The sequence below is a fragment of the Agromyces sp. S2-1-8 genome (assembly GCF_021129215.1).
GTDB lineage: Bacteria > Actinomycetota > Actinomycetes > Actinomycetales > Microbacteriaceae > Agromyces > Agromyces chromiiresistens.
Window position 1 is genome coordinate 2,870,102 of record NZ_JAJOLP010000001.1, and the last position, 25,140, is coordinate 2,895,241.

A 25,140-nucleotide genomic window follows, 5' to 3' on the forward strand; every position below is an offset into this window, starting at 1 on the left:
GCGGCTCCCTTCCCGTGAGACATCGACTCAGCTTAACGCCGGGTGGCTCAGGAGTGTTCGGCGACCCACACGCGGGCGAGGTCGGCAGCGCCGACGACGCCGGCGTCGTTCACGAGCTCGGCGATGACGAAGTCGGGCTCGGGGTGGTAGCCGCGAGCGGGCAGGTGCTCGAGATACGCCTCGCGGATGGGCTCGAGCAGCAGCTCGCCGGCGACCGCGACGCCTCCGCCGAACACGAATCGCTGCGGATCGAGCACCGCGGAGAGACTCGCGGACGCCGCTCCGAGCCAGTGGCCGAGCTGGCGGAGGGCGGCGATGGCGCCCGGGTCGCCCGCTTCGATGAGCCCGCCGACGATCGTGCCGTCGAGTGCGCCGTGCTCGGCGCGCGCCCGTGCCAGCGACTGGCCGATACCGCCCGCGTCGGCGATCTCGCCCGCCATGCGCAGGAGGGCCCGCCCCGAACCGTACTGCTCGATGCAGCCGCGCTGGCCGCACCCGCACGCGAGGCCGTCGGGCACGACGCGGAGGTGACCGAGCTCGGCGCCCGCGCCGAACCCGCCTCGGAAGAGGCGGTCGTTCGCGACGATCGCGCCGCCGACGCCGGTACCGATCGTGAGCATCACCATGTCGCTCACGAGCCGGCCGGCGCCGAAGCGGAACTCTGCCCACCCGGCGGCGTTCGCGTCGTTGTCGACGACGACGGTGCCGCCGACCTGCGCCTCGAGCTTCTCGCGCAACGGCTCGTTGCGCCAGTCGATGTTCGGGGCGTAGTAGAGGGTCGACTGCGCCGCGTCGACGAAGCCCGCCGCGGCGACGCCGACGGCCTCGATGTCGTCGGAGCCGCGGAGGCCGGCGATCATCTCGACGACGGCACGTTCGAGCGCCGGCGCGTCACCGGCGGGGGTCGGCACCCGATCGCTGCGCACGATCGCGCCGAGCTCGTCGACGACTGCGCCGGCGATCTTCGTTCCACCGATGTCGATACCGATCGCGTGCACGCTGACGCCGCCTTTCAGAGGGGGACGGGGCTGGGGTCGCGCCGGAACGGGGCCGCACGCGCAACGACTAGAGTGTAGTAGACCCCAAAGCCGAGGTCGCGCAGGTACCCGAGCCGGGCGCGATCCACTCGGTACCGAAGGAGCTACCGTGATCGAATTCTCCACGCCCGCCGTGGTCGCGCCCGACCCTACGGCGAACACCACCGACCTGCTCGTCGACCGCCTCGCGGCGACGCCCGATTCGGTGCTGTTCTCCCGGCCCACCGCCGACGGCGGCTGGAGCCCGGTGACGACGCGCGAGTTCTACGACCAGGTCATCGCACTCGCCAAGGGCTTCGTCGCCGCCGGCATCGAGCCCGGCGACAAGATCGGCCTCATGTGCAAGACGCGCTACGAGTGGACGCTCATCGACTTCGCCGTCTGGTTCGCCGGCGCGGTGCTGGTTCCCGTCTACGAGACGAGCTCTCCCGCGCAGGTCCGCTGGAACCTGAGCGACTCGGGCGCGATCGCCGTCATCCTCGAGACGCCCGACCACTTCGCCCGCTTCGACGAGGTGCATCCCGACCTGCCGCTCATCCGCAAGAGCTGGCAGATCGACCTCGGCGACCTCGACAAGATCGCCGCGGGCGGAACCGAGGTTCCCGACGATGAGATCGAGCGCCGCCGCAAGCTCGCGAACGGCGACGACATCGCGACCCTCATCTACACGTCGGGCTCGACCGGCAAGCCCAAGGGCTGCGTGCTCACCCACTCGAACTTCGTCGAACTCTCGCGCAACTCGGCCGTCGCACTCGATGAGGTCGTGCTCGACCCGAACGGCGCGTCGACGCTGCTGTTCATCACGCTCGCGCACGTGTTCGCGCGCTTCATCGCGGTGCTGTGCGTGCACGCGGGCGTGCGCGTCGGCCACCAGCCCGACACGCGACAGCTCCTCCCCTCGCTCGGCAGCTTCAAGCCGACCTTCCTCCTCGCCGTGCCACGCGTGTTCGAGAAGGTCTACAACGTCTCCGAGCAGAAGGCCGAGGCCGGCGGCAAGGGCAAGATCTTCCGCACGGCCGCCGACGTCGCGGTCGCCTACTCGACGGCGAAGGAACAGGGCTCGGTGCCGCTCGGCCTGAAGCTCAAGTTCAAGCTGTTCGACGCGCTCGTGTTCTCCAAGCTGCGCGCGGCGATGGGCGGCAACGTCAAGTACGCCGTGTCGGGCTCCGCGCCGCTCGGCCCCCGACTCGGCCACTTCTACCACGCGCTCGGCATCACGATCCTCGAGGGCTACGGCCTCACCGAGACCACGGCGCCCGCGACCGTCAACCTCCCCACGAAGTCGAAGATCGGCACCGTCGGGCCGGCGCTGCCCGGCATCTCGGTGCGCCTCGCCGACGACGGCGAGATCCAGGTCAAGGGCGTGGACGTCTTCAAGGAGTACTGGAAGAACCCCGAGGCGACCGCGGAGGCGTTCGAGGACGGCTGGTTCAAGACGGGTGACATCGGCGCGTTCGACACCGAGGGATTCCTCACCATCACGGGCCGCAAGAAGGAGATCATCGTCACCGCAGGCGGCAAGAACGTGGCCCCGGCCGGCCTCGAGGATCCGATCCGTGCGAACCCGCTCGTGGGCCAGGTCGTCGTCGTCGGCGACAAGAAGCCGTTCATCGCCGCCCTCGTCACGCTCGACCCCGAGATGCTGCCCGTCTGGCTCAACAACAACGGCGAGGACGCCGGCATGTCGCTCGAGGAGGCCTCGACGAACCCGGCCGTGCTCGCCGAGGTGCAGCGCGCGATCGACGCCGCGAACGAGAACGTCTCGCGCGCCGAGTCGATCCGCAAGTTCACGATCCTCACCACCGAGCTGACCGAGGAGAGCGGGCACCTGACGCCGAAGCTCAGCATCAAGCGCAACATCATCCTCGAGGACTTCGCCCCGCACATCGAGGCGATGTACTCGGGCGCACCCGCGACCGAGGGCCACTCGATCGTCAGCTGACGCGACCTACGACGAAGCGCCCCGCGGAACCTCCGCGGGGCGCTTCGTCGTGTTCGGGCCGACCGGCACGAGGCCCCACGACGGATGCCTCGGCGCGACGTCGATCGTCAGAACCAGTCGGACTCGCGGATCTCCTTCATCGCCGCGCGACGCTCGTCGTTCTCGAGCCGGTCGAGGTAGAGCAGTCCGTCGAGGTGATCGGTCTCGTGCTGCAGCGCCTGCGCCATGAGACCGGTGCCCTCGAGCACGAGCTCGTTGCCGTCGAGGTCGATGCCGCGCACCTTCGCGTAGGGGTGGCGAGGCGTCTTGTGCCAGAGTCCGGGCACCGAGAGGCATCCCTCGTCGATGAGCTCCTTCTCACCCGACACCTCGACGATCTCGGGATTCAGGATGTACCCGACCTCGCCGTCGACGTTGTAGCTGAAGGCGCGCAGGTTCACGCCGATCTGGGATGCCGCGACGCCGGCCCGCCCGGGCAGCTTCACGCTGTCGACGAGGTCGGCGACGAGCGCGCGCACGCGATCGTCGACCTGTTCGACGGGGGCTGAGACGGTCTTGAGGACGGGGTCGCCGAACAGGCGGATGGGACGCTCTGGCAATGTTCTCCGATCAGTGCCCGCGGTCGGCGGGCAGGCCTTCCACCACGAGGGCGGCGAGTTCGCGCGCCGCATCGCGGGTGACGGGGCGCAACTGGTGCCAGTTCACGACCGAGCCGGCCGCGAGCTGGGGGTCGTACGGAATGCGCACGATCTCGCGCACACGCGACTGGAAATGAGCCTCGATCTCGTCGACCTTGACGAGGTGGGTGCCCTGCGTGGCGAGGTTGATCGCGACGACCGCGTTGCGGACGAGTTCGCCGTAGCCGTTCGCCTCGAGCCAGGTGAGCGTCTCGGAGGCGAGCCGCGCCTCGTCGACGCTGCCGCCGGAGACGATGACGATCGAGTCGGCGCGCTGCAGCGTCGCCCGCATCACCGAGTGCACGATGCCCGTGCCGCAGTCGGTCAGGACGATCGAGTAGTACCGGGCTGCGAGCCCGGCGACCACGTTGTAGTCGTTGTCGTCGAACGCCTCGGAGAGGGTCGGATCGGTGTCCGATGCGAGGATGTCGAGACGGGTCTCGTCGCGCGAGACGAATCTCGAGAAGTCGGTGTACCCACCGATCGACGAGGCCTTCGCGACCACGTCGCGCACCGTCTCGCGGGTCTGGCGGTCGACCCGCTCGGCGAGCGTGCCGCGGTCGGGGTTCGCGTCGATCGCGATGACGCGGTCGTCACGGGCGTCGGCGAGGGCCATGCCGAGGAGCGCGGTGATGGTCGTCTTGCCGACACCGCCCTTGCGGGTGAGCACGGGCACGAACCGCGCGCCGCCCTCGAAGCGCTTCTGGATGCGCTGGTTCATCGCCTTGTGCGCGCGGACCTTGGCGGAGTCGCCGAGATTCACGAGGTGCAGGGATGCCTCGTACAGGAACCGATTGAGTCCGCCTTCGGGCGCGGGCCGGGTGGTGCGGTTCACGTCGATCAGGCGATCGGGTGTCAGCGAGTCGGGCGTCTCGGGAACCTCGGTCGGCGCGCCCGGCTCGGGACTCTCGGCCATCGCGACGTCGCCGCTCGCGGGCGCGATGTGGTCGAGCTCGGTGTCTCGCGCGCGCTTCGTCGCATCGGCGGCGAGCAGCGCGCTGTACGGCGACGCCTCGCGGTGCACGGCGCCTCGCCCGGCCGGGAGGCCGGTCGCGAGGATCGGGACGGACCGGGTGCCGGTGTCGGCCGACGCGATGGCGCCCGGATTCACCGACACGTCGTCGATCGCCACCGCGACCTCGTCTTCGGGCACCTCGTGCACCGGCGCCGGCGGCAGGTCGACCCTCAGGTCGAGATCGGGGCGCGCGGCGTGCGCACCGGTCGACCCCGACACCGGGATGCGGTCGACGGGGCCGGTGCGTACACCGACGCCACGTCGGCCAACCGGACCCGGATCATGCGTCTCGTCAGCCACCGATACCCCTCCTCATCAGTGCCAATCCACGCCAAGCCTAGCGTGCGCGCACGACGACGAGCAGATCACCCGCCTCCACCTGCTGGGTCTTGGGCACGGCGACGCGCTCCACGACGCCCGCGATCGGCGAGGTGATGGCCGCCTCCATCTTCATGGCCTCGATCGACGCGACGCTCTGACCCGCGGCGATCTCGGCGCCCGGCTCCACCTGAAGCGTCACCACGCCGGAGAACGGCGCGGCGATCTGGCCCGGCTGCGAGGCATCCGCCTTCTCGGCCGTTCGCGTCTCGACGGTGATGCTGCGGTCGCGGACGAACACGGGGCGGAGCTGGCCGTTGAGGATCGTCATGACGGTGCGCATGCCCTTGTCGTCGGCCTCGCCGATCGCTTCGAGCCCCGCGTAGAGCCGGACGCCCTTCGCGATCTCGACCACGTGCTCGGAGCCGGCACGCAGGCCGTACAGGTAGTCGGCGGTGTCGACGACCGAGAGGTCGCCGAAGAGCTCGCGGATCTGCTCGAACTGGCGGGTCGGCGCCGGGAAGAGCAGGGCGTTCAGGGTCGCGCGACGCGTGGTGCTGTCGGCTTCGAGCGCGGCGCGCTGGTCGGCCGTGAGCTCGGTCACGCCGATGCGGATGTCGCGCCCGGCGAGCACCTTCGTGCGGAACGGCTCGGGCCAGCCGCCGGGCAGGTCGCCGAGTTCGCCCGCCATGAAGCCGATGACCGAGTCGGGCACGTCGTACTTGTCGGGATTCACGGCGAAGTCGGCGGGGTCGGCCTTGACCGCGGCGAGGTGCAGCGCGAGATCGCCGACCACCTTCGACGAGGGAGTGACCTTCGGCACCCGGCCGAGGATCTTGTCGGCGGCCGCGTACATGTCCTCGATGAGCTCGAAGTCATCGGCGAGGCCGAGGGCGATCGCCTGCTGGCGGAGGTTCGACAGCTGGCCGCCCGGGATCTCGTGGTGGTAGACGCGGCCGGTGGGGCCGGGCAGGCCCGACTCGAACGGCTTGTACAGGCGGCGGACCGCCTCCCAGTACGGCTCGAGGTCGCTCACGGCGTCGAGCGAGATGCCCGTGTCGCGCTCGGTGTGCGCGAGTGCCGCGACGAGCGACGAGGCGGAGGGCTGGCTCGTGGTGCCCGCCATCGGCGCGCTGGCCACGTCGACCGCGTCGACGCCGGCAGCGCTTGCGGCGAGGAGCGTCGCGAGCTGGCCGCCGGCGGTGTCGTGCGTGTGCAGGTGCACGGGGACGTCGAAGCGCTCGCGCAGGGCGCTGACGAGCTTCGCCGCGGCCGACGGACGGAGCAGTCCCGCCATGTCCTTGATCGCGAGCACGTGCGCACCCGCGCCGACGATGTCGTCGGCGAGCCGGAGGTAGTAGTCGAGCGTGTAGAGGTCTTCGCTCGGGTCGAGCAGGTCGCCCGTGTAGCAGAGCGCGACCTCGGCGAGGCTGTGACCCGTCTCGAGGACGGCGTCGATCGCCGGCCGCATCTGCGAGACGTCGTTCAGCGCATCGAAGATGCGGAAGATGTCGACACCGGTCGCGGCGGCCTCGCGCACGAACGCGTCGGTGACCTCGGTCGGGTACGGGGTGTAGCCGACCGTGTTGCGACCGCGGAGCAGCATCTGGATGTTGATGTTCGGCAGCGCCTCCCGCAGGGCGGCGAGGCGCTCCCACGGGTCCTCGCCGAGGAAGCGGAGGGCGACGTCGTAGGTCGCGCCGCCCCAGGCCTCGACCGACAGCAGCTCGGGGGTGAGCCGGGCGACGTACGGCGCGACCGCGACGAGGTCCTTCGTGCGAACCCGCGTCGCGAGCAGCGACTGGTGGGCGTCGCGGAAGGTGGTCTCGGTGACCGCGAGCGGCGTCTGCGCGCGGAGCGCGGCCGCGAAGCCCGCCGGCCCCAGCTCGAGCAGCCGCTGGCGCGAGCCGTCGGGTGCGGGCTGCGAGAGGTCGATCTCGGGGAGCTTCTCGACCGGGCTCACGCTGATCGGCGCGGGGCCGTTCGGCTGGTTGACCGTGACGTCGGCGAGCCAGTTGAGGATCTTCGTGCCGCGGTCCTTCGAGACGCGCCCGCGCAGCAGCTGGGGGCGCTCGTCGATGAACGACGTGCTGAGGTCGCCGGCCACGAACGCCGGGTCTTCGAGCACCGCCTGGAGGAACGGGATGTTCGTGGAGACGCCGCGGATGCGGAACTCGGCCAGTGCACGCTTCGCACGCGCGACGGCGGCGGTGTAGTCGCGGCCTCGGCAGGTGAGCTTGGCGAGCATCGAGTCGAAGTGCGGGCTGATCTGTGCGCCCGGGTTGATGGTGCCGCCGTCGAGGCGGATGCCGGCGCCGCCGGGCGAGCGGTAGGTGGTGATCTTCCCCGTGTCGGGGCGGAAGCCGGCCGTCGGGTCTTCCGTGGTGATGCGGCACTGGAGCGCGGCGCCGCGGAGCCTGATCGCTCCCTGCTCGAGGCCCAGCTCGGCGAGGGTCTCCCCCGCCGCGATGCGCATCTGCGAGACGACGAGGTCGACATCGGTGACCTCCTCGGTCACGGTGTGCTCGACCTGGATGCGCGGGTTCATCTCGATGAAGACGTGCTGCCCGGCCCGCTCGCCCGCGGTGTCGAGCAGGAACTCGACGGTGCCGGCGTTGACATAGCCGATCGACCTCGCGAACGCGATCGCGTCGCGGTAGAGCGACTGGCGGACGTCGTCGGAGAGATTCGGCGCGGGGGCGATCTCGATGACCTTCTGGTGGCGGCGCTGCACCGAGCAGTCGCGCTCGAAGAGGTGCACCGTCTCGCCCGTCGAGTCTGCGAGCACCTGCACCTCGATGTGACGGGGACGAAGCACGGCCTGCTCGAGGAACATGGTGGGGTCGCCGAAGGCGCTGTCGGCCTCGCGCATCGCCTCTTCGAGCGCGGCGCGCAGGTCGTCTTTCGAGTCGACCCGGCGCATACCGCGACCGCCACCGCCCGCGACGGCCTTCGCGAAGATGGGGAAGCCGATCTCGTCGGCCTGGCCGACGAGCGTCTCGATGTCGCGCGAGGGCGGCGTCGACTTCAACACCGGGACGCCGGCGGCGATCGCGTGCTCCTTCGCCGTGACCTTGTTGCCGGCCATCTCGAGCACGTGCTTCGGCGGGCCGATGAAGGCGATGCCGGCCTCGGCCGCGGCCTGGGCGAGCTCGGGGTTCTCGGACAGGAAGCCGTAGCCCGGGTAGATCGCGTCGGCGCCCGACTCCCTCGCGACGCGGATGATCTCCGACACGTCGAGGTAGGCGCGAACCGGGTGCCCGGGTTCGCCGATCTGGTACGCCTCGTCGGCCTTCAGCCGGTGCAGCGAGTTGCGGTCTTCGAACGGATACACCGCGACCGTCTTCGCACCGAGTTCGACGGCGGCGCGGAACGCACGGATGGCGATCTCACCGCGATTGGCAACCAGGATCTTCGTGAACATGCAAGCCTTTCCGAACGGAATCCGCACAGCGAACGTTTAGGTATCGCCCGAGCACTAAAGGTAACGTATCTGTTCGTGCACGTTCTCTCCGTCAGCTCCCTGAAAGGCGGCGTCGGCAAGACCACTGTCACGCTCGGACTGGCGTCGGCGGCCTTCGCTCGCGGCGTCCGTACCCTCGTCGTCGACCTCGATCCCCAGTCCGATGTTTCGACCGGCATGGACATCCAAGTCGCCGGTCACCTGAACGTCGCCGACGTGCTCGCGTCTCCGAAGGAGAAGATCGTCCGCTCGGCGATCGCGCCGAGCGGCTGGGCGCGTCAGAACCCCCAATCGACCATCGACGTCATGATCGGCAGCCCGTCTGCGATCAACTTCGACGGGCCGCACCCGTCGATCCGCGACATCTGGAAGCTCGAGGAGGCGCTCGCCAACGTCGAGGCCGACTACGAGCTCGTGCTCATCGACTGCGCCCCCTCGCTCAACGCCCTCACCCGCACCGCCTGGGCCGCGAGCGACCGCGTCGCCGTCGTCACCGAGCCCGGCCTCTTCTCGGTCGCGGCCGCCGACCGTGCGCTGCGCGCCATCGAGGAGATCCGCCGCGGTCTCTCCCCCCGGCTGCAGCCGCTCGGCATCATCGTCAACCGCGCTCGCGTGCAGTCGCTCGAGCACCAGTTCCGCATCAAGGAGCTGCGGGACATGTTCGGCCCGCTCGTGCTGAGCCCGCAGCTGCCCGAGCGCACCTCGCTGCAGCAGGCGCAGGGCGCCGCGAAGCCGCTGCACATGTGGCCGGGCGAAAGCGCGGAGGAGATGTCGGCGAACTTCGACCAGCTGCTCGACCGAGTGCTGCGCACGGCCCGGATCGCCGACGACGCCGACGATCAGCTCGCCGTCGAGTCGCACGCGATCTGACCGCTCGACGACTTGTCGCGGCACCCGCCGAGCGGGCCCCGAGTATGACGCCGTGTGACATCGCCCGGCCGGGCGATGGCCTCAGGAGATCTTGCGCGACTTCGCGCCGCGGCGCGCCGCGAGCTCGTCCATCGGATCGGACGGCTGCGTGTCGAGCTCGACGAGCGTCGACTCGACCTCGCGGAGCACCTTGCCGACGGCGATGCCGAAGACGCCCTGTCCGCGGTTCACGAGATCGATGACCTCGTCGTCGGAGGTGCAGAGGTAGACGCTCGCGCCGTCGCTCATGAGCGTCGTCTGCGCGAGGTCTTCGACGCCGGCCTCGCGCAACTGCGTGACCGCGGTTCGGATCTGCTGCAGCGAGATGCCCGTGTCGAGCAGGCGCTTCACGAGCTTCAGGACGAGGATGTCGCGGAAGCCGTAGAGCCGCTGCGAGCCGGAACCCGCCGCCCCTCGTACGGTCGGCTCGACGAGCTGCGTGCGCGCCCAGTAGTCGAGCTGGCGGTAGCTGATTCCGGCGGCCCGGGCGGCGATCGCACCGCGATAACCGGTGCCGTCCTCGTACTCGGGCATCCCGTCGGTGAACAGCAGGCCGAGGTCGTAACGCGAGCGCACGGTCTCACTCATCGATTCGCCCCTCACTTCTGCTCCGCCACCTCGGCGACGCGAGTTCCACGCTACCGAGGCGAGGGGTCCGCGCCAAACATATCGGGCCGATCGTCACGGCGTGTCGCGCGATCATCTGGACAGGCGTTCGAGCGACGCCCGCAGGATGCTCGAATGAACCGTCTCGAGCGCGGTCGCGAGTTCGCGCCCCCGCTCGCCGGCGCGGGCCTTGCCCGCGGCGTCGGCCCGGCGGGACGGCGCGAGCGCACGCTCGACGAGCGCCGCCTCGCGCTCGGCCGCGGCACGCACGCCGCGCAGGTGACGGGGCTCGATTCCGACCTCGCGCAGCGCGACGAGGGCGCGCAGCACACCGAGCGAATCCTCGGCGTAGTGCTCTGCCGCCGGAAGCACCGACGCCGAGACCGCGTCGTCGAGGAGCGCCGCACTCGCACCGGCCGCGGTGATCAGCTCGGCCCGGTTCATGCGCTTCGCGGCGAGGAATCCGGAAGCGCTCGCGGCACCGGGGAGTGCCGGCGTCTCACCGGCGTCGATCGCCTCGAGGTGCGCGCGAATGACCTTGAGCGGGAGATAGTGGTCGCGCTGCATGGACAGCACGACGGTGATGCGCTCGACGTCGGCGGACGAGAACTTGCGGTACCCGGCCGCCGTTCGCGCCGGTGACACGAGGCGCTGCTCTTCGAGGAACCGCAGCTTCGACGGCGTCAGCTCGGGGAACTCGGGCTGGAGTCGCGCGAGCACCTGGCCGATGCCGAGCAGTGGCGCCTGGTCGCTCGCGTGCCTCGACGCCGCGGTGCCGGCCACTACTCGCTCGCGACCGGAGCCAGGTCGCGCCGGGAGGCGTAGAAGGTGAGGCGGAACTTGCCGATCTGCACCTCGGCGCCGTCGGACAGCAGCGCCGTCTCGATGCGCACGCCGTCGAAGTAGGTGCCGTTCAGCGAACTCAGGTCCTTGACTTCGAACGCGGTGCGATGCCGCACGAACTCGGCGTGCTTGCGCGACACCGTGACGTCGTCGAGGAAGATGTCGGCGTCGGGATGACGCCCCACGACCGTGACATCGGTGTCGAGCAGGAACCTCGCACCCGTGTTCGGGCCGCGCCGCACGACGAGCAGCGCCGAGCCCGACGGCAGCGCCGCAATGGCCTCGTGCTCCTCAGCCGAGATGTCGGCGTCGACCGCGCCGAGCTGGGCCGCCGCTTCACGGCTGAACCCCATCGTCGAGTCGACGGCGTTGTCGGCCACCGGCTGCGACGAGGTGTGCGCATGCTCGAACTCGGCCTCGCCCGCCCCGTCGGCCTGTGTGTTGTCGGTATCCGCCACGGCTAACCTCCCTCTTCCAGCGTATCGGATCGCGAGTCGCCTGCCACCCGTGGAATACGGATGACCCGTGCGGTCTCGATCGCGTAGATGACACCCGCCCACCAGTAGAGGAACGCGCCCCACAGGGTGATCGCCCAGCCGACGGGTTCGCTGACCGGGGCGACGGCGGGGAATGCCGCCCCGAGCATGATCACCGGCAGGCCGAAGAACAGGGCGAACGTCGCGACCTTGCCGAGCTGGTGCACCGGCAGCGGTCCGAAGCCGTGGTTCGCGAGCACCACCCCGAGCACCAGCAGGAAGACGTCACGGGCCACGATCACCACGACGATCCACCAGGGCACGAGCTGCTGGGCTGCGAGCCCGATGAGCGCGGCGAAGATGTAGAGGCGGTCGGCGGCCGGATCGAGCAGCTGTCCGAGCCGGGTCACCTGGTCGAGGCGCCGGGCGAGATACCCGTCGGCCAGATCGGTGAGGCTCGCGACGACGAGCACCACGAGCGCGAGGACGTTGTCGCCGATGACCAGGCACACCAGGAAGACGGGCACGAGGGCCAGCCTGAGCATGCTCAGGATGTTCGGGATCGTCCAGATCTCCGAACCGACGGCTCCCCCGCGCTCCCCAGCCACGCACCGATCCTATCGGGCGCCGGATGTCCCGCTTCAGAGCCGCGCGGCGAGGTCGGGCCACGCTTCGGCGAATCGAGGGTGGAGCGGCCGGCTCGCGACCGCGTCGATGGGCACCCACCGGAGCTCGATGCTCTCGGGGTCGCTCACGACCGGTTCGAAGCGCACGAGCGCGTCGGCGACGACGGTCGTGTACGACCAGAATCCGAGGTCGAGGATGCTCGTGAAGCGCACCGAGAGCGCCTCGGGCGGTACGCCGGCCTCCTCGCCGGCCTCGCGGATCGCGGCGTCGACGGCTGCCTCGTCCGCGTGCAGCGCGCCGCCGGGGATGCCCCAGGTTCCGCCGAAGTGGCTCCACTCCGCCCGGTGCTGGAGCAGCACCTCGCCCGCGGGACTCACGGCGAGCAGTCCGGCCGCGCCGTATCGCCCCCAGTAGCGGACGCCACCCGGCCCCTCGACCCACGCGTCTCCGCTCGAACCCGTCACCCCTCCAGCATGACGCATGCCGGCGGGTCTGCGAGGCGCGGCGGCCGTAGGCTGGAGCGATGGACGACCAGCGACCGGTGCGCATCGACGCATGGTTGTGGGCGGTGCGCCAGTACAAGACCCGCTCGGCGGCGACGGCCGCATGCCGTGCCGGGCATGTGCGCGTCAACGGCGAGCGGGTGAAGGCCGCCCAAGCCGTACGCGCCGGCGACGAGGTGCGGGTGCGCATCGCGGGATTCGACCGGCAGCTGATCGTGCGCCGCACGATCGCGAAGCGCGTCTCCGCACCGCTCGCCGCCGAGGCGGCCGAGGACCGCACCCCGCCGCCTCCCCCGCGGGCGGAGCTCCCGGCGACGATCGTGCGCGACCGCGGCGCGGGCCGACCGACCAAACGCGAGCGGCGCGACCTCGATCGACTGCGCGGGCGATGACCGGCCGCCGACGCCGCGGAGCGCGAACGGCCGGTGCCGCTGCCGCACGAGCGCGGGTCCGGGCGTAGCCTGTCGCTCGTGCACAAGGAACTCACCCACGAACCCGACGCGCGTCGCTATGTCCTGCGGGTCGACGGCACGATCGCGAGCGTGCTCGACTACCGGGTGCTCGGCGACGCCGTGGCCTTCACGCGGACGTTCACGAATCCGGCGTACCGCGGCTCGGGCCTGGCCTCCGAGGTCGTCGCGTTCGCGGTCGACGACGTCGAGGCGGGCTCGAACCGGCACATCGTGCCCAGCTGCTGGTACGTCTCGGAGTGGTTCGACCGGCATCCCGACCGGCGCGGCCTGCTCGATCCGCGGCTCGGCTGATGGTCGCGGGCTACAGCGCCGCACAGGTCCGCGCCGCAGAGGCGCCGCACCTCGCACGAGGCGAGCCGCTCATGCTCCGCGCGGCCGCGGCGCTCGCCGGGGTCCTGCGCGCTCGACTCGCCGGCCGGGCCGAGCGCTCGCCGCTCGTGCTCGTGCTCGCGGGATCGGGCGACAACGGCGGCGATGCCGTCTACGCGGCCGCCGAGCTCGCCGCAGAGGGAGTCGCGGTCGAGATCGTCCCCACCGGGTCGCGCATGCACGACGCGGCACGATCCGCAGCCGTCACGGCGGGCGCCCGGGTGCTCGACGGCGCCGACGCGTCGATCGTCGCCGCACGTGCCGGCGAGGCATCCCTGATCGTCGACGGGGTACTGGGGACCGGGACGAGCGCCGACCCCGCGCTGCGCGGGCGGGCCCGCGAGCTCGTCGCCGCCATCCTGCCCGTGCTCGCCCGGGTGCCCGGCCCCGAGGTCGTCGCCGTCGACCTGCCGAGCGGCATCGACCCCGACGACGGCAGCGTGCCCGACCCGACCGTGCTGCCGGCGACCGTCACGGTCACGTTCGGCGCGGCGAAGGCGGGGCTGCTCATCGAGCCCGGCGCCGACCTCGCCGGCGAGCTGCACGTCGTCGACCTCGGGCTCGGTCCCGAACTCGCGGCCTTCACCCCGCTCGTCGAGCGCGGCTGAGCCGGGTCACGGCACGCGCGACTGCGGACTCAGTACCAGTTGACGGCCTGCGAGTGCGACCAGGCGCTGCACGGCGAGCCGTACGACCGCGAGATGTAGTCGAGGCCCCAGGCGATCTGCGTCGCCGCGTTCGTCTGCCAGTCGGCGCCCATCGTGGCCATCTTGCTGCCCGGCAGCGCCTGCGGGATGCCGGTGGCACCGCTCGAGCCGTTCATGGCCGTGTACGACCAGCCCGACTCCTTCTGCCACAACTGGTCGAGGCACTGGAACTCGCCGTCGCCCCAGCCGTACGTGCTCGACGCCATCGAGCGGGCCGTCGCGCGGGCGCCGTCCGGCGTGTTCGCACGGGCGAGCGCCTCGGCGGCGGCCTTCGCCTTCTCGGCCTGCACGCGGTCGTACTCGGCTGCGGCCGCGGTCGCCTTCGCGACCTCGTCACGCGTTTCGGCGGTGAGGTCGGCGAGCTCGTCCACCGGCAGCAGTTCGTAGTCGCCGAGCGAGGCGACCGAGGCGGCGAGCTCCGACGTGTCGGTCTTGCCGTCGACGGCGGCGAGCGTCGCGCTCGCCGTCGAGAGGGTGTCCTCGGCGGTCGCGCGGGTGCGGGCGGCGGCGATGGCGCTGTAGGCGCCGAGCTGGTCGCGGTGCACGCCGGTCGCCTCGGTCAGGGCGGTCGTCGCATCGATCCGCTCCTGGGCGCTCACGGCGGCCTGCACGGTGAAGCCGGTGCCGACGACGAGCGCGACGCCGAACACCGCGCCGACGGCCATGAGGCGACGGCGGGAGCCGCGGTGACGACGGGCGGCACGGCGCGGGCGGTCGAGGGTGGGGTCTGCGGATTCGGTTTCGGGGCTGGGGGAAGTCTGGTTGCGCATAAGTATCTGAGCTGCTCGGATTCGGCTTTCGTTCGTGGGGGCGGCCCCGAGCACGGGCACAAGTCAGACACCCTGCCTGCCGATTCTGGACGGATCCTCAGTTCTGCCTGTGCGCTTCATGGGTGCACCCGCGAAACGCGCGATACTCGGAGGATGCTCCCAGCCGACGACGCCGAGTTCCCCACCCCCGCCGCGGAGGATCGCTGCCCCTGCCTCAGCGGACTCCCGTTCGGCGAGTGCTGCGGACGTCTCATCGACGGCGAGGCTCATGCGCCGACCGCCGAACAGCTCATGCGCTCGCGCTACACGGCCTTCGTGATCGGCGCCGCGTCCTACCTGCTCGAGACCTGGCATCCCACGACTCGACCGGCAGCGCTCGAGCTCGACCCGTCGATCCGGTGGCTCCGACTCGAGATCGAGCGCGCCGAGCACGGCGGCCCGTTCGACCGGGAAGGACTCGTCGAGTTCACCGCCCACTACCGCCACCACGGTGAGCGCGGCAGCCAGCACGAGACGAGCCGTTTCGCCCGCCTCGACGGCCGCTGGACCTACCTCGACTCGGTCGTCTGAGCGTCGACCGCAGCCGGGCGGCAGCCGACGGCGCGGCGGCGGGCGGCGCTCCGCTGCGGGCGAACGCGGCCGGGAATCAAAGCGAATCCAGAGCTTCGCCACCTAGCGTGGTGCTCGTGACTCCGCTCGACGGCACTCGTCCCACGAGGCATCCAGACGCCCCCGCCATGCTCACGCCCCGTGCCCAGCGCACGCTCGAGACCATCGACGGCCAGACCCTCGACGAGATGCGGGCGCTCCGCGACGAGACCGAGCGGTTCATGCTGCGCTACAAGTTCGGCATGGACGAGGTCATCACGAAGCTCTCGATCCTGCGCGAGGAGTTCAACCAGACGCACGACTACAACCCCATCGAGCACATCTCGAGCCGGTTGAAGAGCCTCGACAGCGTCATCGAGAAGATGGCGCGCAAGGGCATCGAGCCGAACTTCGACACGATCCGCGAGACGATCACCGACATCGCGGGCGTCCGCGTCACCTGCAGCTTCGTGTCCGACGCGTACCGCATCTTCGAGCTGCTCACCGCGCAGCGCGACATCCGGGTGATCAAGGTGAAGGACTACATCAAGGAGCCGAAGCCGAACGGCTATCAGAGCCTGCACGTCATCGTCGAGGTGCCCGTGTTCCTCTCGACGGGACCGCACCCCGTCGCGGTCGAGGTGCAGATCCGCACGATCGCGATGGACTTCTGGGCGAGCCTCGAGCACAAGATCTACTACAAGTACGACCGCCAGGTCCCGCAGGAGCTGCTCGACGGGCTGACCGACGCGGCCCACACCGCTTCCGAGCTCGACGCTCGCATGGAGCGCCTGCACCGCGAGGTGCACGGGGCGCCGCGGTTGCCGCACGTGCCCCGCGACATCGCGGTCTGATCCGCCGAGCCCCGCCGCTCAGGACTCGAACGCCACCCGGAGCTCGTCGCTCACGCGCAACGAACGGTCGCCCGGCACCCGCGCGACCCAGCCCGCCGAGAGCAGGACCTCGAGCACGTGCGCCCCGAGGGCGCCGGCGAGGTGCGGTCGTCGCTCGGTCCAGTCGAGGCAGCCCCGCACCGGCGGCCGACGGCCGGGGGCGGGCGCCGCCTCGAGCCGCAGCCGGCGCGCGACGGGGCCGTCGGTCGCGAGGATCATGCCCGATCCCCCGGCCTCGAGCGGCGTGATCGCCTCCTCGGCGACGAGCGCGTCCGCGATGCCGAGGGCGATCCGGCCGGCCAGGTGGTCGTAGCACGTCCGGGCCTCGGCGAGCCGTCGTGCGGTCGCGGACTGGCCGTACGAGGTGACCGGTCGCCGCGGCGCCAGCCGCTGCAACGACTCGATGGCGTCGGCGACATCGGCCCCAGCGAGCTCGAAGTAGCGATGCCGACCGAGCGCGCGCGCCCGCACGAGGCCGCCCTCGACGAGCCGGGCGAGATGCGCGCTCGCCGTGGGCGCCGACACGCGTGCGATCGCCGCGAGCTCGCCTGCGGGCAGCGCGCGCCCGTCGAGCAGGGCGACGAGCATGGCGGCCCGGGCCGGTTCGCCCATCAACCGGGCCGGGCTCGCGAGGTCGGCGTCGCCATCCATGTCCCCACGATACGACGAGGATGCTTCGCCCGACGACGAACGATCGCCGTCGTAGCGTCGGAGCATGCCAGTCATCCATGACCGATCCGACGTCGCCCGCATCCTCGACGACCCCGCCTGGCTCGTGCCGGAGCCGGGGCCGGGCGACTCCGCCTTCGCCCGGCTGCGCGTCGAGGCGTCCCGTTTCGCGAACGGCCGCACGCACGACGAACGACGCGCCCTGATCGACGCCCGCCTGGCGGCGATCGATCCCGAGCGACTCGCCCGAGCCGCCGCGGCGTCCGCCCGTGCCGCGCGCGCGGCCGGCGTCGACCGCGCCGAGGTCGCCCGTCGCGCCCCGGTCGAGACGCTCGCCGCGGCGCTCGGGCACACCGACCCAGCTTCGCTGCCCGACGCGGCGGCGATCGTCGCGGGGCCCTACGCGACCGGGGTCGTCGACGATGCGGCCGCCGTGGGCGCCGCGGCCGAGCGACTGCTCGGCGCAGCAGCGCCGGGACGGCATCGGGTGCTCGACGCCCAGTTGCTCGTGCAGGCGCACGCCGCGACCGGCGGGCTCATCGCCGCGGCACTGCGCCGCGCCGATGCGGTGCCGGCCGTTCCGACCGGGCACGTCGTCGCAGCGGTGCTCCGCGACGAGCCGCCCGTCCCCGCCACCCGCCGCCTCGCGCCGGCGGGCCATGGCTCGGCCGAGCATCTCGTCGAGCTCCGGCTCGGCGGCCCCGATCGCGAGGCCACCGCGGGTGCACCGCCGCGAACGCTGGCCTTCGGCGCCGGTCCGCGGCGCTGCCCCGCGCGGGATCACGCCGTGGCCGTGGCCGCGGCGGTCGTCGACGTTCTCCGGGAGCAGGAGTGCTGAGCCCCGCACGATTCCGCGAGCTGCACCGCCCGGGTGATCCGTTGCTGCTGCCGAACGCGTGGGACCTCGCGTCGGCCCTCACGCTCAGCGCGCACGGCGCCGAGGTGGTCGGGACGACGAGCCTCGGCGTGGCGGTCGCCGCCGGCGAGCCCGATGGCGCGGGTGCGACCCTTGCACCCACGATCGAACTCGCGCACCGCATCACGGCCGCCGGCATCGCCGTCACCGTCGACCTCGAAGCGGGGTTCTCCGACGATCCCGTCGCCGTCGGCGACGTCGTCGCGGAACTCGCCCGGGCGGGCGTCGTGGGCGTCAACCTCGAGGACTCGACGGCCCAGGGACTGACCGAGCCCGTGGCGTTCGCACGCAAACTGGCCGCCGTCGCCGCTGCGGCGCCCGAGCTGTACTTGAACGCGCGGACCGACGCGTTCTGGGTCGGCGCGCTCGACGGCATCGGAGCGCGGACGTCGGCATCGCTCGAACGGGCCCGTCGCTACCTCGACGCGGGAGCGACCGGCGTCTTCGTGCCGGGAACCCTCGACGACGGCACGATCGCGACACTCGCATCCGGGATCACCGCGCCCCTCAACGTGCTCGCACAACCCGGGCGCGCGATCGGCGACCTCGCCGCCCTCGGGGTCGCCCGCATCAGCACCGGATCACTGCTGTTCCGAGCATCGCTCGCCGCGATCACGGCAGTGCTCGACGACGTCCGCCTCGGCGCTCCACCCGGAACGACCGCGCGGTCGATCCCCGACTACTCGGCCGCGGTCGCACTGGGCGTACGCCGGCCGTCACCCGGATGACTCGTCGTCGACCTTCTTCGCCCGGCTCGGCTGCACGCGAGTCGGCTCGCCCGGCATCTTGGGGAAGTCGGGCGGGAAGGGCAGCTCGCCGAGCCCGTCGTCGAGGTCGCGCCGCCACCATTCGAGCAGCGTGTCGATGCGACCCGGCCCATCGTGCATGCCCGCCCAGGGATCGCCCCGCTCCGCGAGACGCCGCGGCACCGTGCGGATCGTGTGCTCGGCGGGGTCCGTGCGCTCGAGCTCGGTCCACTCGAGGGGGCACGACACCGGGGCATGCGGCAGCGGGCGCGGGCTGTACGCGCCCGCCATCGTGCGGTCGCGGTTGGCCTGGTTGTAGTCGATGAAGATGCGGTCGCCGCGCTCCTCCTTCCACCAGTTCGTCGTGACCCGTTCGGGCAGGCGCCGTTCGAGCTCTCGGCCGAGTGCGATCACCGCGTGCCGCACGTCGAGGAACTCGTGCTCGGGTTCGATGGGTGCGAAGACGTGGATGCCTCGGCTGCCCGAGCTCTTCACGAACGCCGTCAGTCCGACCTCGCCGAGCAGGTCTCGGAGCGCCACGGCGACCGGCACCGCTTCGGCGAAGCCGGTGCCGGGTTGCGGATCGAGATCGATGCGCAACTGGTCGGGGAAGTCGCTGCGCTCAGCGCGAGACGCCCACGGGTGGAAGACGACGGTGTTCATCTGTGCCGCCCAGACGGCGGCGGCGGGCTCGTCGAGCACGAGCTGCGGGTGCTTGCGGCCGCTCGGGTAGGTGACCGTCACGGCGCGCACCCAGTCGGGGGCGCCCTTCGGCGGGTTCTTCGAGAAGAACTGCTCGCCGTCGACACCGCCCGGGAACCGCTGGAGCGAGACCGGACGGTCGCCGTTCGCCGCGATGAACGCGTCGCCGACCGCCACAAGGTATTCGGCGAGCTCGCGTTTCGTGATGCCGGCCTCGGGCCAGATCAGCCGCGTGGGACTGGAGACCCGCACGGAGCGTTCGCCGTGGGGCCCGGGAACAGTGAGCTCGATCGCATCGCGGGCCATGGCTGCGACGCTACCGGTTCGCACCGACGGAGCGCAGCCCCGGTGCGGGCATCAGGCGGGAATCGACTCGTACCTGCGTGCAGCGCGCGCCCTCGCCTTCGCCGCCTCGACGTCGCGATTCTTCGGCGGGGCGTTGGTGACGAGCTCGTCGAGCAGGTGCCTCGTGATGTGCGCGATCTCGGCCACGGCGCGGTCGAACGCCTCGGCATTCGCCTTCGACGGCTTCGTCGACCCGCTGACCTTCCGCACGAATTGCAGCGCGGCGGCATGCACCTCGTCGTCGGTGGCGACCGGCTCGAAGTTGTGGAGGGGATGGATGTTCCTGCACATGCGGTGCAGCCTACGCCTCAACGCCGAGGAACGCTCGGGTTCACCTCGTACGCGACCGGCTGCAGCAGAAAGAGACGTACGACTCGGCCCGATTCGCGCTCGTACGCCCGGTAGCCCGGCCACTGCGCCTCGATGCGCGCCCATGCCGCGTCGCGCCCCTCGTCGTCGATGCGGCTCGCGCGCACCGGCATCCGTCGCCCCCGGACGGTGATCGACGCCTCCGGGTGCGCGACGAGGTTGTAGGTCCACGCCGGGTGGCGATCGCGCGCGAAGCTCGTGCCCGCCACGATCGCCCGGCCATGGCCGTCGGGCGTGTACATGAGCGCCGTGTCGCGCGGTTCGCCCGATCGGGCGCCCGTGGTGTGCAGGACGAGCGACGGCACGAGGAGTGCGCTCAACTGCACTCGCCCGCCGCTCACCCAGCCGATCAGGCGCTCGATCGGCGGGAGGACCCGCGGGGCCGCCCAGCGGAACAACCGAGTGCGCGTGAGCGGAGAGACGACGGAGCGGATGAGATGGACGACGGTGGGCATGCGCCCCATTCTGCATGGCCCGCGATCGGCTCGTCGAGGACGGGGGACGGCTCCTGCGGCGTCGAGACGGTCCGGATGGCGGAGCCCGCTGGGCGGCAGAGGTCAACCCCCTTGCTGCGGGCAGCTCACGACCTAGCGTGGAAGAGACGAGAGATCGGAGCAGTCATGACCGACCCGATGCGCCCCCGCGAACCCGCCGAGGGCGAGTACACCGACTCCGAACTGCCGGAGGACGCCACACGCGCGGCTCCGCTGCGGGACCACGACGCGGAGGCCGTGAGCGCCGAGCACGACACCGAGGCGATCGAGATCGACGCCGATGAGCACGAGGGCGATGTCGAGATCGACGAGGAGAGCGACGACGTCGAGATCGTCGCACCCGACGCCATCGTCCCGCCCGGGCGCGAGTTCCCGATCTGAGCCGCGACCGAGCCGGCTCGCCCGCCCGAAGCAGCTTCAGCTCCGCGGGCGGGACTCGACGACCTTTTGGTCGGCGACGATGTAGGCGCCCGCGATCAGGATGACCTGGCTCGAGAGATTCAGCCAGATCAGCAGGGCGATGAGGGCGGTGAACGACGCGAGCAGGGGGTTCACCATCGCTCCCCCCACGAAGAGCCCAGAGAGCACTTGGAGCCCGGTCAGGCCCAGTCCGCCCAGGAGCGCACCACGCCAGAGCGAGCGGGCTCGGACCCGGATGCCGGAGAGCAATCGGAAGAGGGCGGCGATCGCCGCGGTGTCGATCGCGAAGGCCAGCAGCACCGAGACGGTGCGCGTGAGTCCGTCGAACCATCCCGACCGCGTCGAGACCCCCAGCCAGTCGAACACCGTGCCCAGGGCTGCGGTGCTGGCCACCATGATGACCGCCGCGACGACGAACGCGGCACCGAATCCGATCGCGAACACGAAGTCGCGGAACATCAGCCAGCCGAAGAACCGCGGATCGTCGGGCTGCTCGGCGAGATCACGGAAGGCGACGCGCAGCGAGCCGATCGCCCCGATCGCCGCGCCGACGAGTCCGACGAGCGCCAGCACTCCCGCGACGCTCAGCGTCACGGGCTGGACGAGCTGCTCGGGCGTGATCACGCCGTCCTCGCCGACGAGCCCGGGGATCACGGCGTCGATCGCCCTCATCAAGGCGTCGATCGCCTCGGGCCTTCCGGCCAGCCACACCCCGGCGACGGCGAAGCCGAGGAAGGCGCCCGCGAACACGGAGAACAGCGCACGATACGTCACGCTGTCGGCGAGCATCGGGCCGTGGCGGGAGAAGTAGTGGACGATCGCCTGCACGAGTGTGAACCGGAGCGCCCACTCCCACACGCGTTGACCCCGGCGGACCAGCGCCTGCCAGAACGAGTCCCCCTGCCGTGCCTCCACCGTGTCAGGCTATCGAGTGCGGCGGAACACGAACCACCCCCTTGTTGTTGAGGCATTCGGGCGGGTATGACGCCTCGCCCATCGAGAGACCAGGAGAGACACACCATGAGCACACGAACCGAGACCGCGATCCTCGCCGGCGGCTGCTTCTGGGGCGTGCAGGATCTCATCCGCAAGCGTCCCGGGGTGCTCGCGACCCGGGTCGGCTACACGGGCGGCGACGTGCCGAACGCGACGTATCGCAATCACGGCAGCCACGCCGAGGCGATCGAGATCGTCTTCGATCCCGAGCAGCTGGCTTACCGCGACCTGCTCGAGTTCTTCTTCCAGATCCACGATCCGTCGACGAAGAACCGCCAGGGCAATGACATCGGTACGAGCTACCGCTCGGCGATCTTCCCGACGACGCCCGAGCAGGAGCGTGTCGCTCGCGACACGATCGCCGACGTGGACGCCTCGGGGCTGTGGCCTGGACCCGCGACCACCGAGGTCTCCCCCGCCGGGCCGTTCTGGGAGGCTGAGCCCGAGCACCAGGACTACCTCGAGCGCTACCCGAACGGCTACACGTGCCACTTCGTGCGCCCGGGCTGGAAGCTGCCGAAGCGCGACGCCGAGGCACCCCGCGCCGGATCGATCGCGTAGCAGCGGGTCGCGCGCGGCCGAATGACGCAAGGACCGTGGCGGACGAACGTCCGCCACGGTCCTTCCGCGTTCGAGTGGGGGTCGGCTCAGTACCAGCCGGCCGACTCCGACTGATCCCAGGCGCCGCACGGGGTGCCGTACCGGTCGGCGATGTAGCCGAGGCCCCAGGCGATCTGGGTCGCGGGGTTCGTCTCCCAGTCGGCACCGGCCGAGCCCATCTTCGAGCCGGGCAGCGCCTGCGGGATGCCGTAGGCCCCCGAGGGGTTCGAGGCGTAGACGTTCCAGCCCGACTCGCGGTCCCAGAGGGCCACGAGGCATCCGAACTGGTCGTCGCCCCAGCCGCGGGCCGCGAGCATGTCGCGCGCGATCGCCTGGGCGCCGCTCGGGTTCGCCGGGCCGGAGGGCCGCGAACCGCCCGACGACTCCGCCTCGGCCGCGGCGGCCTCTTCCGCGGCGGCCTTTTCGGCAGCGGCACGGGCAGCGGCCTCGGCTGCGGCCTTCTTCTCGGCCGCGATCTTGTCGGCCTTCGCGATGGCCTGCTTGACCTCGGCCGCGTGGGCCGCGGTCGCGTCGGCGAGTTCGAACACGCGCTCGGGCGCGAGCAGGCGGTAGTCGTCGAGTGCCGCGACCGACGAGGCGAGCTCGGCGGCGTCGGCCTTGCCCTTCGCGGCGGAGATGGTGTCCTTCGCCCCGCTCAGGGTGTCCGTCGCCGTCTTGACGGCGCGCGCCTCGAGGATGTTCGAGTGCGAGCCGAGCTGCTCGACCTTGAGGTCGGTGGCCGCGCTGAGCTCGGCCGTCGCGGCGACGCGCTCGTTCTGGGCGGCGACGGCCGACTGCAGCATGAATCCCGAACCGACGAGGGCGCCGACGGCGACGACGGCGCCGGCGGCGATGACCGGACCACGGCGCCAGCCGGGGCGGGCACGCCGCGCTCGGCGGCTCAGACCGGGTTCGTTCTCGGGGGAATTGTCAGGGGTGTTCAGGGAGGAAGGCTGGTTCTGCATGACTTTCACGTGGGCGGCCTGCTCGCGCGAGAGCGCGGGCCCGGCCTTCGATCGACGTTCCTCGGACGCGGGGGCGCCCGGGCGAAGTGGCCAGTCTGCCGAGGGGTTCTGGACGGAACCTCACTTCTTCCTGTGAAAGTCATCCGAAACCGAGTCGAACTCAGTATTTATGGGATGCCTCATCACCGTGCCGATTCGATCCCCGACGGAGATCACGCTCGCGCCGGACCGTCGGCGCCTGAAGCGCTCAGTCGACTCCGTCGAGCTCCTCCTCGCCCGATTCGGGGCCGAGTCGGCGCGGGCCCGCACCGTCGTCACCGAGCGCATCGTCGGGATTGAGCAGGCCGCACGCCTTCATCGAGAGGCACCCGCAGCCGATGCATCCGGTGAGCTCGCGCTCGAGCCGTTCGATGCCGAGTCGACGCACCTCGAGCTGCCGCTTCCAGCGGCGCGAGGCACGCTGCCAGTCGTCGTGACTCGGCGTGGTGTCGAGCGGCACGTGCTCGAAGGCCGTCTGCACGTCGCCGAGCGGGATCCCGAGGCGCTTGGCGACGACGATGAGCGAGACTCGGCGCAGCATGTGCCGGGCATACCTGCGCTGGTTGCCGCCGGTACGGTGCGATGCGATGAGGCCGAGCTCCTCGTAGAACCGCAGCGCCGACGGGGCGACGCCCGTTCGGCGGCTCATCTCCCCGACGGTGAGCAGCTCATCGGGCGCGTGCTTCGCCATGGGATTCTCCTCCGATTGGACTTCAAGGGTACTTGAAGTTTTAGGCTTGACCCATGCGTTCCATCTGCGGGGTGATCGCGTGACCTACGTGATCGCCCTTCCCTGCGTCGACGTCAAGGACAAGGCGTGCATCGACGAGTGCCCCGTCGACTGCATCTACGAGGGCGAACGATCCCTCTACATCCACCCCGACGAGTGCGTCGACTGCGGCGCCTGCGAGCCCGTCTGCCCGGTCGAGGCGATCTACTACGAAGACGACCTGCCCGACGAGTGGTCCGACTACTACAAGGCCAACGTCGAGTTCTTCGAGATCGCCCCCGACGGCGCCTCCGCGCTCGGATCGCCGGGCGGCGCCGCCAAGACCGGCGTCCTGCCGTACGACCACCCGGTCGTCGCCGCGCTGGCGCCGCAGGGCGGCCACGAGTGAACGCGGCGCGCCACACCGCCCTCACCGACGAACCGACGCCCTCCGAGGTCACTGCCGAGGCCTTCAAGGCGGCGTTCCGCGTGCACCCCGCCGGCGTCGCGCTCGTCTCGGCGGCGACCGCGACCGGCCCGGTCGGACTCACCGCGTCGAGCGTCGCCTCCGTGGCCGCCGATCCGCCCGTGCTGTCGTTCTCGGTGACCCGGGCGACCGGTTCGGCGGGAGCACTGCTCGGCGCCGACTCCTTCGTCGTGCACCTGCTCGCCGACCACCAGGTCGACCTCGCGCGGGCCTTCGCCAGATCGGGGGCGCCCCGATTCACGCCGGAGCAGGGTTGGAGCCGGCTCCCGACCGGCGAGCCCGTCCTGCCCGAGGCGCGAGCGGCGCTGCGCTGCCGAGCGCTGCAGCTCGTGCCCGTGGGAAGCTCGACCCTGGTGCTCGCCGAGGTGCTCGAGGTGCACGGGGGCTCCGACGCTCCCCCGCTCGTGTACCACGATCGACGGTTCCACCGCCTCGACCACGAGGCATCCGAACTCTGAACCAGGCCG

30 protein-coding genes are annotated in these 25,140 nt (G+C 71.2%); 13 read left to right on the plus strand and 17 right to left on the minus strand.

Annotated elements, in window-relative coordinates; all coding sequences use genetic code 11:
* Positions 1-47: 47 nt before the first annotated feature.
* Positions 48-998, minus strand: a complete 951-nt coding sequence (locus LR269_RS13120; RefSeq protein ID WP_231431215.1) for an ROK family glucokinase — start codon at positions 996-998, stop codon at positions 48-50.
* 148 nt (positions 999-1,146) lie between these two features.
* Between LR269_RS13120 and LR269_RS13125 the strand changes: the two genes are divergently transcribed.
* Positions 1,147-2,979: a long-chain fatty acid--CoA ligase gene (locus tag LR269_RS13125; RefSeq protein ID WP_231431216.1), complete on the plus strand. Its 1,833-nt coding sequence runs from the start codon at positions 1,147-1,149 to the stop codon at positions 2,977-2,979.
* A 107-nt stretch (positions 2,980-3,086) separates the two neighbouring features.
* Here LR269_RS13125 and def read toward each other — a convergent pair whose 3' ends face one another.
* The 3 genes from def to LR269_RS13140 are packed head-to-tail and all read right to left on the minus strand — an operon-like array spanning position 3,087 to position 8,413.
* The gene (gene def, locus LR269_RS13130) at positions 3,087-3,578 is read right to left on the minus strand and encodes a peptide deformylase (protein WP_231431217.1); all 492 of its coding nucleotides are present in this window, start codon (positions 3,576-3,578) and stop codon (positions 3,087-3,089) included.
* A 10-nt stretch (positions 3,579-3,588) separates the two neighbouring features.
* The gene (locus tag LR269_RS13135; RefSeq protein WP_374201124.1) at positions 3,589-4,971 is read right to left on the minus strand and encodes a MinD/ParA family protein; all 1,383 of its coding nucleotides are present in this window, start codon (positions 4,969-4,971) and stop codon (positions 3,589-3,591) included.
* A 37-nt stretch (positions 4,972-5,008) separates the two neighbouring features.
* Complete coding sequence (locus LR269_RS13140; RefSeq protein WP_231431218.1) at positions 5,009-8,413, minus strand: pyruvate carboxylase; 3,405 nt, start codon at positions 8,411-8,413, stop codon at positions 5,009-5,011.
* A 75-nt stretch (positions 8,414-8,488) separates the two neighbouring features.
* Here LR269_RS13140 and LR269_RS13145 point away from each other — a divergent pair, with 75 nt between their 5' ends.
* The gene (locus LR269_RS13145; protein ID WP_231431219.1) at positions 8,489-9,322 is read left to right on the plus strand and encodes a ParA family protein; all 834 of its coding nucleotides are present in this window, start codon (positions 8,489-8,491) and stop codon (positions 9,320-9,322) included.
* A gap of 81 nt (positions 9,323-9,403) precedes the next feature.
* Here LR269_RS13145 and LR269_RS13150 read toward each other — a convergent pair whose 3' ends face one another.
* From LR269_RS13150 to LR269_RS13170, 5 genes are all read right to left on the minus strand, one after another.
* On the minus strand, positions 9,404-9,949 hold the full coding sequence (locus tag LR269_RS13150; RefSeq protein ID WP_304504451.1) for a MerR family transcriptional regulator: 546 nt from the start codon (positions 9,947-9,949) through the stop codon (positions 9,404-9,406).
* A gap of 111 nt (positions 9,950-10,060) precedes the next feature.
* Positions 10,061-10,750 carry a MerR family transcriptional regulator gene (locus LR269_RS13155; RefSeq protein WP_231431220.1) on the minus strand — a complete coding sequence of 230 codons (690 nt, stop codon included), beginning with the start codon at positions 10,748-10,750 and terminating at the stop codon, positions 10,061-10,063.
* Entirely contained in the window at positions 10,750-11,163 is a 414-nt protein-coding gene (locus LR269_RS13160) for an FHA domain-containing protein (protein WP_231432343.1), read from the minus strand. Before LR269_RS13160 ends, LR269_RS13155 begins: the two co-directional genes overlap by 1 nt.
* Before the next feature lie 107 nt (positions 11,164-11,270).
* Positions 11,271-11,894 (minus strand): CDP-alcohol phosphatidyltransferase family protein, encoded by a 624-nt coding sequence (locus tag LR269_RS13165; protein WP_275505894.1) that lies wholly within the window; start codon positions 11,892-11,894, stop codon positions 11,271-11,273.
* Between the two features lie 33 nt (positions 11,895-11,927).
* On the minus strand, positions 11,928-12,377 hold the full coding sequence (locus LR269_RS13170; protein ID WP_231431221.1) for an NUDIX domain-containing protein: 450 nt from the start codon (positions 12,375-12,377) through the stop codon (positions 11,928-11,930).
* 59 nt (positions 12,378-12,436) lie between these two features.
* Between LR269_RS13170 and LR269_RS13175 the strand changes: the two genes are divergently transcribed.
* The 3 genes from LR269_RS13175 to LR269_RS13185 all read left to right on the plus strand — a co-directional run bounded on the left by LR269_RS13175 (position 12,437) and on the right by LR269_RS13185 (position 13,866).
* Entirely contained in the window at positions 12,437-12,808 is a 372-nt protein-coding gene (locus tag LR269_RS13175) for an RNA-binding S4 domain-containing protein (RefSeq protein WP_231431222.1), read from the plus strand.
* 78 nt (positions 12,809-12,886) lie between these two features.
* Positions 12,887-13,180, plus strand: a complete 294-nt coding sequence (locus tag LR269_RS13180) for a GNAT family N-acetyltransferase (protein ID WP_231431223.1) — start codon at positions 12,887-12,889, stop codon at positions 13,178-13,180.
* A complete protein-coding gene (locus LR269_RS13185; RefSeq protein WP_231431224.1) occupies positions 13,180-13,866 on the plus strand; it encodes an NAD(P)H-hydrate epimerase in 687 nt (228 codons plus the stop codon). The genes LR269_RS13180 and LR269_RS13185 overlap by 1 nt, the downstream gene beginning before the upstream one ends.
* Before the next feature lie 29 nt (positions 13,867-13,895).
* On the opposite strand, the gene LR269_RS13190 is transcribed toward LR269_RS13185, so the two are convergent.
* Positions 13,896-14,630, minus strand: coding sequence for a hypothetical protein (locus LR269_RS13190; RefSeq protein ID WP_231431225.1), 735 nt, complete (start codon positions 14,628-14,630; stop codon positions 13,896-13,898).
* A gap of 258 nt (positions 14,631-14,888) precedes the next feature.
* Between LR269_RS13190 and LR269_RS13195 the strand changes: the two genes are divergently transcribed.
* Positions 14,889-15,305 carry a YchJ family protein gene (locus LR269_RS13195; RefSeq protein WP_231431226.1) on the plus strand — a complete coding sequence of 139 codons (417 nt, stop codon included), beginning with the start codon at positions 14,889-14,891 and terminating at the stop codon, positions 15,303-15,305.
* Positions 15,306-15,532: 227 nt separating this feature from the next.
* Positions 15,533-16,177 carry a GTP pyrophosphokinase family protein gene (locus tag LR269_RS13200; RefSeq protein WP_374201165.1) on the plus strand — a complete coding sequence of 215 codons (645 nt, stop codon included), beginning with the start codon at positions 15,533-15,535 and terminating at the stop codon, positions 16,175-16,177.
* 18 nt (positions 16,178-16,195) lie between these two features.
* Here the strand turns inward: LR269_RS13200 and LR269_RS13205 are convergent, their stop codons facing one another.
* Positions 16,196-16,867 carry a helix-turn-helix transcriptional regulator gene (locus tag LR269_RS13205; RefSeq protein ID WP_231431227.1) on the minus strand — a complete coding sequence of 224 codons (672 nt, stop codon included), beginning with the start codon at positions 16,865-16,867 and terminating at the stop codon, positions 16,196-16,198.
* Positions 16,868-16,931: 64 nt separating this feature from the next.
* Between LR269_RS13205 and LR269_RS13210 the strand changes: the two genes are divergently transcribed.
* Together LR269_RS13210 and LR269_RS13215 are read left to right on the plus strand one after the other, a co-directional pair.
* On the plus strand, positions 16,932-17,723 hold the full coding sequence (locus LR269_RS13210; RefSeq protein ID WP_231431228.1) for a hypothetical protein: 792 nt from the start codon (positions 16,932-16,934) through the stop codon (positions 17,721-17,723).
* Positions 17,717-18,529, plus strand: coding sequence for an isocitrate lyase/phosphoenolpyruvate mutase family protein (locus tag LR269_RS13215; protein ID WP_231431229.1), 813 nt, complete (start codon positions 17,717-17,719; stop codon positions 18,527-18,529). The genes LR269_RS13210 and LR269_RS13215 overlap by 7 nt, the downstream gene beginning before the upstream one ends.
* On the opposite strand, the gene ligD is transcribed toward LR269_RS13215, so the two are convergent.
* The 3 genes from ligD to LR269_RS13230 are packed head-to-tail and all read right to left on the minus strand — an operon-like array spanning position 18,518 to position 20,418.
* A complete protein-coding gene (gene ligD, locus LR269_RS13220) occupies positions 18,518-19,555 on the minus strand; it encodes a non-homologous end-joining DNA ligase (RefSeq protein ID WP_231431230.1) in 1,038 nt (345 codons plus the stop codon). The two genes, LR269_RS13215 and ligD, sit on opposite strands and share 12 nt — an antisense overlap.
* 51 nt (positions 19,556-19,606) lie before the next feature.
* Positions 19,607-19,885 (minus strand): DUF2277 domain-containing protein, encoded by a 279-nt coding sequence (locus LR269_RS13225; RefSeq protein WP_231431231.1) that lies wholly within the window; start codon positions 19,883-19,885, stop codon positions 19,607-19,609.
* Between the two features lie 17 nt (positions 19,886-19,902).
* Complete coding sequence (locus LR269_RS13230; protein ID WP_231431232.1) at positions 19,903-20,418, minus strand: nitroreductase family deazaflavin-dependent oxidoreductase; 516 nt, start codon at positions 20,416-20,418, stop codon at positions 19,903-19,905.
* A 165-nt stretch (positions 20,419-20,583) separates the two neighbouring features.
* Between LR269_RS13230 and LR269_RS13235 the strand changes: the two genes are divergently transcribed.
* Positions 20,584-20,838, plus strand: a complete 255-nt coding sequence (locus LR269_RS13235; protein WP_231431233.1) for a hypothetical protein — start codon at positions 20,584-20,586, stop codon at positions 20,836-20,838.
* A gap of 36 nt (positions 20,839-20,874) precedes the next feature.
* On the opposite strand, the gene LR269_RS13240 is transcribed toward LR269_RS13235, so the two are convergent.
* Positions 20,875-21,792, minus strand: coding sequence for a YihY/virulence factor BrkB family protein (locus tag LR269_RS13240; RefSeq protein WP_231431234.1), 918 nt, complete (start codon positions 21,790-21,792; stop codon positions 20,875-20,877).
* A gap of 66 nt (positions 21,793-21,858) precedes the next feature.
* Here LR269_RS13240 and msrA point away from each other — a divergent pair, with 66 nt between their 5' ends.
* A complete protein-coding gene (gene msrA, locus LR269_RS13245) occupies positions 21,859-22,434 on the plus strand; it encodes a peptide-methionine (S)-S-oxide reductase MsrA (protein ID WP_374201125.1) in 576 nt (191 codons plus the stop codon).
* 86 nt (positions 22,435-22,520) lie between these two features.
* On the opposite strand, the gene LR269_RS13250 is transcribed toward msrA, so the two are convergent.
* Positions 22,521-23,438 carry a lytic transglycosylase domain-containing protein gene (locus tag LR269_RS13250; protein ID WP_231431236.1) on the minus strand — a complete coding sequence of 306 codons (918 nt, stop codon included), beginning with the start codon at positions 23,436-23,438 and terminating at the stop codon, positions 22,521-22,523.
* Between the two features lie 247 nt (positions 23,439-23,685).
* A complete protein-coding gene (soxR, locus tag LR269_RS13255) occupies positions 23,686-24,168 on the minus strand; it encodes a redox-sensitive transcriptional activator SoxR (RefSeq protein WP_231431237.1) in 483 nt (160 codons plus the stop codon).
* A gap of 79 nt (positions 24,169-24,247) precedes the next feature.
* On the opposite strand from soxR, the gene fdxA reads away from it, so the two are divergent.
* On the plus strand, positions 24,248-24,595 hold the full coding sequence (fdxA, locus tag LR269_RS13260) for a ferredoxin (RefSeq protein ID WP_231431238.1): 348 nt from the start codon (positions 24,248-24,250) through the stop codon (positions 24,593-24,595).
* Positions 24,592-25,131 (plus strand): flavin reductase family protein, encoded by a 540-nt coding sequence (locus LR269_RS13265; protein WP_231431239.1) that lies wholly within the window; start codon positions 24,592-24,594, stop codon positions 25,129-25,131. The genes fdxA and LR269_RS13265 overlap by 4 nt, the downstream gene beginning before the upstream one ends.
* The last annotated feature ends 9 nt before the right edge of the window (positions 25,132-25,140 follow it).

Coding starts and splice junctions, on each gene's coding strand:
- LR269_RS13140 (WP_231431218.1), bottom strand. CDS start 8,413: ATGTTCACGAAGATCCTGGTTGCCAATCGCGGTGAGATCGCCATCCGT.
- LR269_RS13150 (WP_304504451.1), bottom strand. CDS start 9,949: ATGAGTGAGACCGTGCGCTCGCGTTACGACCTCGGCCTGCTGTTCACC.
- LR269_RS13160 (WP_231432343.1), bottom strand. CDS start 11,163: ATGGGGTTCAGCCGTGAAGCGGCGGCCCAGCTCGGCGCGGTCGACGCC.
- LR269_RS13175 (WP_231431222.1), top strand. CDS start 12,437: ATGGACGACCAGCGACCGGTGCGCATCGACGCATGGTTGTGGGCGGTG.
- LR269_RS13185 (WP_231431224.1), top strand. CDS start 13,180: ATGGTCGCGGGCTACAGCGCCGCACAGGTCCGCGCCGCAGAGGCGCCG.
- LR269_RS13190 (WP_231431225.1), bottom strand. CDS start 14,630: ATGGCCGTCGGCGCGGTGTTCGGCGTCGCGCTCGTCGTCGGCACCGGC.
- LR269_RS13195 (WP_231431226.1), top strand. CDS start 14,889: ATGCTCCCAGCCGACGACGCCGAGTTCCCCACCCCCGCCGCGGAGGAT.
- LR269_RS13200 (WP_374201165.1), top strand. CDS start 15,533: ATGCGGGCGCTCCGCGACGAGACCGAGCGGTTCATGCTGCGCTACAAG.
- LR269_RS13205 (WP_231431227.1), bottom strand. CDS start 16,867: ATGGATGGCGACGCCGACCTCGCGAGCCCGGCCCGGTTGATGGGCGAA.
- LR269_RS13210 (WP_231431228.1), top strand. CDS start 16,932: ATGCCAGTCATCCATGACCGATCCGACGTCGCCCGCATCCTCGACGAC.
- ligD (WP_231431230.1), bottom strand. CDS start 19,555: ATGGCCCGCGATGCGATCGAGCTCACTGTTCCCGGGCCCCACGGCGAA.
- LR269_RS13225 (WP_231431231.1), bottom strand. CDS start 19,885: ATGTGCAGGAACATCCATCCCCTCCACAACTTCGAGCCGGTCGCCACC.
- LR269_RS13230 (WP_231431232.1), bottom strand. CDS start 20,418: ATGCCCACCGTCGTCCATCTCATCCGCTCCGTCGTCTCTCCGCTCACG.
- LR269_RS13235 (WP_231431233.1), top strand. CDS start 20,584: ATGACCGACCCGATGCGCCCCCGCGAACCCGCCGAGGGCGAGTACACC.
- msrA (WP_374201125.1), top strand. CDS start 21,859: ATGACGCCTCGCCCATCGAGAGACCAGGAGAGACACACCATGAGCACA.
- LR269_RS13250 (WP_231431236.1), bottom strand. CDS start 23,438: ATGCAGAACCAGCCTTCCTCCCTGAACACCCCTGACAATTCCCCCGAG.
- soxR (WP_231431237.1), bottom strand. CDS start 24,168: ATGGCGAAGCACGCGCCCGATGAGCTGCTCACCGTCGGGGAGATGAGC.